The organism is Streptomyces sp. NPDC057638, from assembly GCF_042800315.1.
In the GTDB taxonomy this organism is placed as follows: domain Bacteria; phylum Actinomycetota; class Actinomycetes; order Streptomycetales; family Streptomycetaceae; genus Streptomyces.
On sequence record NZ_JBHVHF010000060.1, the window covers coordinates 25840 to 32498 of the forward strand.

Sequence of the window (6659 nt, forward strand, 5' to 3'; positions counted from 1 at the left end):
GGTTGTGTCTCAAAGTGGTCTGTACGGGGTCCGGGGCAAGGCCCGGGTCTCGGAAGAGACCCGGACCAGAACCCGTCAGACCTCTTCGACGCTGCTCGGCTCGCGCCGGGACAGGTCGATGCCGAGCTCCTCCGCAGCGCGGAAGACGTCCTCGTCGGTGTCGCGCATCTCGATGGACATGCCGTCCGAGGACAGCACCTCCACGTTGAGGCACAGGGACTGCATCTCCTTGATGAGCACCTTGAAGGACTCGGGGATGCCGGGCTCGGGGATGTTCTCGCCCTTGACGATGGCCTCGTAGACCTTCACACGGCCGGTGACGTCGTCGGACTTGATGGTCAGCAGCTCCTGGAGGGCGTAGGCGGCGCCGTAAGCCTCCAGCGCCCACACCTCCATCTCTCCGAAGCGCTGGCCACCGAACTGGGCCTTACCACCCAGCGGCTGCTGGGTGATCATCGAGTACGGACCGGTCGACCGGGCGTGCAGCTTGTCGTCGACCAGGTGGTGGAGCTTGAGGATGTACATGTACCCGACCGAGATCGGGTCCGGGAACGGCTCGCCGGAGCGGCCGTCGAACATTCTCGCCTTACCGGACGGGAGGACCATGCGGTCACCGTCGCGGTTGGGGATCGTGGACTCGAAGAGACCGGCGATCTCGTCCTCGCGGGCACCGTCGAAGACGGGGGTGGCGACATTGGTGCCGGGCTGGACGTGGTCCGCGCCGATCGACTTCAGCCGCTCCATCCACTCCTCGTTGCCCTCGACCTTCCAGCCCTGGCTGGCGAGCCAGCCGAGGTGGATCTCCAGGACCTGTCCCGGGTTCATTCGGGACGGGACGCCGAGCGGGTTGAGGATGATGTCGACCGGGGTGCCGTCCTCCAGGAACGGCATGTCCTCGATCGGGAGGATCTTGGAGATGACACCCTTGTTGCCGTGGCGTCCGGCGAGCTTGTCACCGTCGGTGATCTTGCGCTTCTGGGCCACGTAGACCCGGACGAGCTGGTTGACGCCCGGGGGAAGCTCGTCGCCCTCCTCGCGGTCGAAGACGCGCACGCCGATGACCTTGCCGATCTCGCCGTGCGGCACCTTCAGCGAGGTGTCACGGACCTCACGCGCCTTCTCACCGAAGATCGCGCGGAGCAGGCGCTCCTCCGGCGTCAGCTCGGTCTCGCCCTTCGGGGTGACCTTGCCGACCAGGATGTCCCCGGCGACGACCTCGGCGCCGATGCGGATGATGCCGCGCTCGTCGAGGTCGGCGAGGACCTCCTCGGAGACGTTCGGGATGTCCCGGGTGATCTCCTCGGGGCCCAGCTTGGTGTCACGGGCGTCGACCTCGTGCTCCTCGATGTGGATCGAGGAGAGGACGTCGTCCTGGACGAGGCGCTGCGACAGGATGATCGCGTCCTCGTAGTTGTGGCCCTCCCACGGCATGAACGCCACGAGGAGGTTCTTGCCGAGCGCCATCTCGCCCTCTTGGGTCGCCGGCCCGTCGGCGAGGACCTGGCCCTCGATGACGCGGTCGCCCTCGGAGACGATCACCTTCTGGTTGACCGAGGTGCCCTGGTTGGAGCGGGAGAACTTGGCCACCCGGTAGGTGGTGTAGGTGCCGTCGTCGTTGCCGACGGTGATGTAGTCCGCGGAGACCTCCTGGACCACACCGTCCTTCTCGGCCTTGATGACGTCGCCGGCGTCGACCGCGCAGCGGTACTCCATGCCGGTGCCGACCAGCGGCGCCTCGGCGGTGATCAGCGGCACGGCCTGGCGCATCATGTTCGCGCCCATGAGGGCACGGTTGGCGTCGTCGTGCTCGAGGAAGGGGATCATGGCGGTCGCGACCGACACCATCTGGCGCGGCGAGACGTCCATGTAGTCGACCTCGGTCGGCGGGACGTAGTCGACCTCGCCACCACGACGGCGGACCAGCACACGCGGCTCGGTGAAGTGCAGGTCGTCGTTGAGGGTCGCGTTCGCCTGCGCGATGACGAAGCGGTCCTCCTCGTCGGCGGTCAGGTAGTCGACCTCGTCGGTGACCTGACCCTCGACGACCTTGCGGTACGGCGTCTCGACGAAGCCGAACGCGTTCACCCGGCCGTACGAGGCCAGCGAGCCGATCAGACCGATGTTCGGGCCTTCGGGCGTCTCGATCGGGCACATGCGGCCGTAGTGCGAGGGGTGCACGTCACGGACCTCGAAGCCCGCCCGCTCACGGGAGAGACCACCCGGGCCGAGCGCCGACAGACGGCGCTTGTGGGTGAGCCCCGACAGCGGGTTGTTCTGGTCCATGAACTGCGAGAGCTGGCTGGTGCCGAAGAACTCCTTGATGGAGGCGACGACCGGCCGGATGTTGATCAGGGTCTGCGGCGTGATCGCCTCGACGTCCTGCGTGGTCATCCGCTCACGCACCACGCGCTCCATACGGGCGAGACCCGTACGGACCTGGTTCTGGATCAGCTCGCCGACATTCCGCAGACGACGGTTGCCGAAGTGGTCGATGTCGTCGGTCTCGACGACGATCTGCGAACCGTTCTCGCCGATCGTCTCGACCTCGCCGGCGTGCAGCTTGACCAGGTACTTGATGGTCGCGATGACATCGTCGGTGGTGAGGACGCCCGCGTCCAGCGGCTCGTCGGCGCCGAGCTTCTTGTTGACCTTGTAGCGGCCGACCTTGGCCAGGTCGTAGCGCTTCGGGTTGAAGTAGAGGTTCTCCAGCAGCGTCTGGGCGGCCTCACGCGTCGGCGGCTCGCCCGGACGGAGCTTGCGGTAGATGTCGAGGAGCGCGTCGTCCTGACCCTGGGTGTGGTCCTTCTCCAGGGTGGCGCGCATCGACTCGTACTCGCCGAACTCCTGGAGGATCTGCTCGGTGGTCCAGCCGAGCGCCTTGAGGAGGACGGTGACGGACTGCTTGCGCTTGCGGTCGATACGGACACCGACCATGTCGCGCTTGTCGATCTCCATCTCCAGCCAGGCACCCCGGGAGGGGATGATCTTGGCGGTGTAGATGTCCTTGTCGGACGTCTTGTCGATGGAGGAGTCGAAGTAGACACCGGGGGACCGGACGAGCTGCGAGACCACGACACGCTCGGTGCCGTTGATCACGAAGGTGCCCTTGTTGGTCATGAGCGGGAAGTCGCCCATGAAGACCGTCTGGGACTTGATCTCGCCGGTCTCGTTGTTGGTGAACTCGGCGGTGACGAAGAGCGGCGCGGCGAAGGTGAAGTCGCGCTCCTTGCACTCGTCGATCGAGTTCTTCGGAGGCTCGAAGCGGTGGTCGCGGAAGGTCAGCGACATCGACCCGCTGAAGTCCTCGATCGGGGAGATCTCCTCGAAGATCTCCTCCAGACCGGACTTGGTGGGGACGTCCTGTCCACTCTCCAGAGCCGCCTCGACCCGAGCCTTCCACGCGGCGTTGCCGAGCAGCCAGTCGAAGCTCTCGGTCTGGAGCGCGAGGAGGTTCGGAACCTCAAGAGGCTCCTTGATCTTTGCAAAGGAGATGCGCAGCGGGGCAGTGCTGGCGCCGTTGTTCGTATTCGCGGTCGAGGCGTTGCGCGAGGCGGCCAAGAGGGGGTCCTTCCGAGGGCTCGGACTCACTACGCGCGTACCGGTCCCAAGCCGTGCACAGAGGAAGAAATCCCAGGTCAGGGAGGTCTCCAACAGCAGTGCTCATGCGAGGGGATGCCCCTGGTGACGGGCAGGGGGCAGCTAACAGGCAGCGCAAAGGGTCAGTGTAGCCACTTGGCCCACTGATGTCCAGTGCGGGTTTCTCTGAACCCTCGTTGTTCTCAACTCCGCGCTACCCCGCGCCATGAGGCGCACCTCGATACTGCCCACTCGGCCGTCGATCCATGCCTCGGATACGGATCGTATGTGACGACGCGTCCTGAGAATTGCGCGCTGCGTGCGGTTCGTCAAGGCCCCTCAGCCCAAACCAGATGCGGGGATCGTCACGGTCCCCCGGCTGACCAGGGACGGACGCGCACGGCGATGATCACCATACTCGTCATGACGGGATCCGCAACGCGGGCTCCGGAACGCCGAAGGGCGACCACCCTGATGGGTGATCGCCCTTGGCCAAGCCCCAGAAGGGCTCAGAGAGTCACGCGGGACTCAGAAGCAACGCAGAGTGACACAGAGTGTCACCGAGGTCACTTGACCTCGACGGAGGCGCCGGCGCCCTTGAGGGACTCGGCGGCCTTCTCAGCGGCCTCCTTGGAGACCTTCTCCAGGACCGGCTTCGGGGTGCCGTCCACGAGGTCCTTGGCCTCCTTCAGACCCAGGGAGGTCAGCTCACGCACGACCTTGATGACCTGGATCTTCTTCTCGCCGGCGCCGGTGAGGATGACGTCGAACTCGTCCTGCTCCTCGGCGGCCTCGGCGGCCGGGGCACCCGGGACACCGGCGGCGACGGCGACCGGAGCGGCGGCGGTGACGTCGAAGCGCTCCTCGAAGGCCTTCACGAACTCAGAGAGCTCGATGAGGGTCATCTCGTCGAACTGGGCAAGCAGGTCTTCCTGGCTGAGCTTCGCCATGATGGGCGATCCTTCCACTCATTCGGCTGGTGCCGGTTGTATATGACGGCGGGCGTGCGGCCCGCTGCGACCGGTGCGTTCAGGCAGCTCCGGTCAGTGCGCGAGCCGAATTACTCGGCACCGCCCTGCTCGGCCTGCTTGGCACGAAGCGCCTCCGCGGTGCGGACGAACTTCGAGGGAAGCGCCTGGAAGAGCGCGGCAGCCTGGGACTGCTTGCCCTTCATGGCGCCCGCCAGCTTGGCGAGCAGAACCTCGCGGGACTCGAGGTCCGCGAGCTTCTTGATGTCATCGGCGGACAGCGCCTTGCCATCAAGGACACCGCCCTTGATGATCAGATTCGGGTTGTCCTTGGCGAAGTCACGAAGACCCTTCGCCGACACCACCGGGTCACCGGTGACGAAGGCGACCGCCGTCGGACCGTTGAACAGGTCGTCGAGCGAGTCGATCCCGGCCTCGTTGGCCGCAATCTTGGTCAGCGTGTTCTTCACCACGGCGTACTGGGCGTTCTCACCGAGCGAACGGCGCAGCTGCTTGAGCTGAGCCACGGTGAGACCCCGGTACTCGGTCAGCACGGCGGCGTTCGAGCCGCGGAACTGGTCCGCGAGCTCGGCTACCGCGGCAGCCTTGTCGGGCCTTGCCATGAGCGTCGGCCTCCTTCCGGGTGATGAGGACCGCGCGGACCCGAAGGAGATACCTGACAAAACGAAACGCCCCGGCGCAGGCGCACGGGGCGTAGCTCAACCGAAACGGATTCCGGGAGCTTCTCCACTGACACCTGCGCGGGTCGTCCGCGATGAGCGGATCCTTCGGTCGCCGCACCCTCGTGAGAGCACGCGGCAACGACCAGCGGTCTTTGGCTTCCGGAGCACCGTACGCCGCGCACCCCCACCCAGGCAAATCGGCCAACCCGCCCACGGCGGAGAACCCCCGCCACCTCGGGCGCGGCTCCACCCACCCCGGGACTCAGGAGAGCCGTCCGCCGCCCCTGTGCGGCCCGTACGGCTCGCAGGGAAGCGGCCCTGGGCGGGGGTGAGGTGGCGGCGCCTCCCCGCGGCGGGCAGACGGTGGCTCAGGCTGATGAGCGGGGCACATGCCCCGCGGAGGTCAGCTCAGGACCGCGCCGAGGCCCTCCGCCGACGCGCGCGCCTTCTGGCCGAGCTTCTCCCCTATGCCGGTGCCCTTGAGCAGGTCCTGGAGCAGATCAGCCGTCTGTCCCGCGGGCGGCGCGCTGACGGCGGCCTTCGCGCCGTACTCCGAGAAGGTGGTCACGACCCCGACCTCGCCCTGGGGCGTGTTCATCGTCACGTCCGTCTTCACCGGGAGGTCGTCCTCGTTGACCCAGACCTCGGTCTCATAGCTCTGGACGCCCGCCTTCTCCAGGTTGGCCAGCAGCTTCTGGCGCTCCTGGGGCTTGAGAACCTCCAGTACCCCCTCGGCGGTGAGCATCTCCTGGACCGACACGGTGCCCTTGTAGTGCTCGGCCGCGACGCCGTCGATCCGCTCCTCGCCGACCTTCTTCACATTCGGCGAGTCGAGCAGCAGGGCGAGCCGCTCGGCCGGGTTCTCGTTGAGCTGCTCCAGGCCGCCGGTGACGAGCTTCGCCAGCTCCTTGTCGGGCACCATTCCGGCGGCGGCCCCGAGGTCGAGCTTCAGCCACCGCTTGCCGCCGAGCGACGCGGGGGCCTGGGAGCCCAGGTCGACATAGACGGCCTCGTCCACCATCTTCATCCGGGCCTCGCCGGGCGCGCCCGCGGCACCGGCGAAGGGAGAGCCGGTGACCGACATGTCCATGGCCGCGGGATCCCAGCCCATGACCCCGGTCATCTTCAGCGAGCCACCCGCCAGCCCGCCCGGTGTGTCCATCTCCATGGTGAACTTCGCCGACTTGGCCTCGGCGGTCTTCTCATAGGCGGCGCGGAGCACCTGGGTGGCGCTCCGGGACTCCCCCGGCCCCTGCTCGGTCCCGCAGCCCGCCACGCCCGCCACCACGGCCACCGCCGTGACCGCCACGCCCAGGCGCCTTCCCCTCAGCTTGCCCATAACCCCGCCCCTCGTACGCTGCCGATCTTCCTGAACCGTAGCCGACGCCACTGACAGCGGGACAACGAGAAACCGGCCCCCACACCGGTGACG

At 67.1% G+C, this 6659-nt stretch carries 4 protein-coding genes; all 4 read right to left on the reverse strand.

Going from position 1 to position 6659, the window contains the following annotated elements; genetic code table 11:
- Window positions 1–75: 75 nt before the first annotated feature.
- A complete protein-coding gene (rpoB, locus tag ACFVIM_RS11775; protein ID WP_384300526.1) occupies window positions 76–3558 on the reverse strand; it encodes a DNA-directed RNA polymerase subunit beta in 3483 nt (1160 codons plus the stop codon).
- Window positions 3559–4142: 584 nt separating this feature from the next.
- The gene (gene rplL, locus ACFVIM_RS11780; protein ID WP_384300527.1) at window positions 4143–4526 is read right to left on the reverse strand and encodes a 50S ribosomal protein L7/L12; all 384 of its coding nucleotides are present in this window, start codon (window positions 4524–4526) and stop codon (window positions 4143–4145) included.
- Window positions 4527–4636: 110 nt separating this feature from the next.
- Complete coding sequence (gene rplJ / locus ACFVIM_RS11785) at window positions 4637–5167, reverse strand: 50S ribosomal protein L10 (protein ID WP_384300528.1); 531 nt, start codon at window positions 5165–5167, stop codon at window positions 4637–4639.
- Window positions 5168–5630: 463 nt separating this feature from the next.
- The gene (locus ACFVIM_RS11790; protein ID WP_384300529.1) at window positions 5631–6566 is read right to left on the reverse strand and encodes a hypothetical protein; all 936 of its coding nucleotides are present in this window, start codon (window positions 6564–6566) and stop codon (window positions 5631–5633) included.
- Window positions 6567–6659 lie beyond the last annotated feature (93 nt).

Coding starts and splice junctions, on each gene's coding strand:
- rplJ (WP_384300528.1), bottom strand. CDS start 5,167: ATGGCAAGGCCCGACAAGGCTGCCGCGGTAGCCGAGCTCGCGGACCAG.
- rplL (WP_384300527.1), bottom strand. CDS start 4,526: ATGGCGAAGCTCAGCCAGGAAGACCTGCTTGCCCAGTTCGACGAGATG.
- ACFVIM_RS11790 (WP_384300529.1), bottom strand. CDS start 6,566: ATGGGCAAGCTGAGGGGAAGGCGCCTGGGCGTGGCGGTCACGGCGGTG.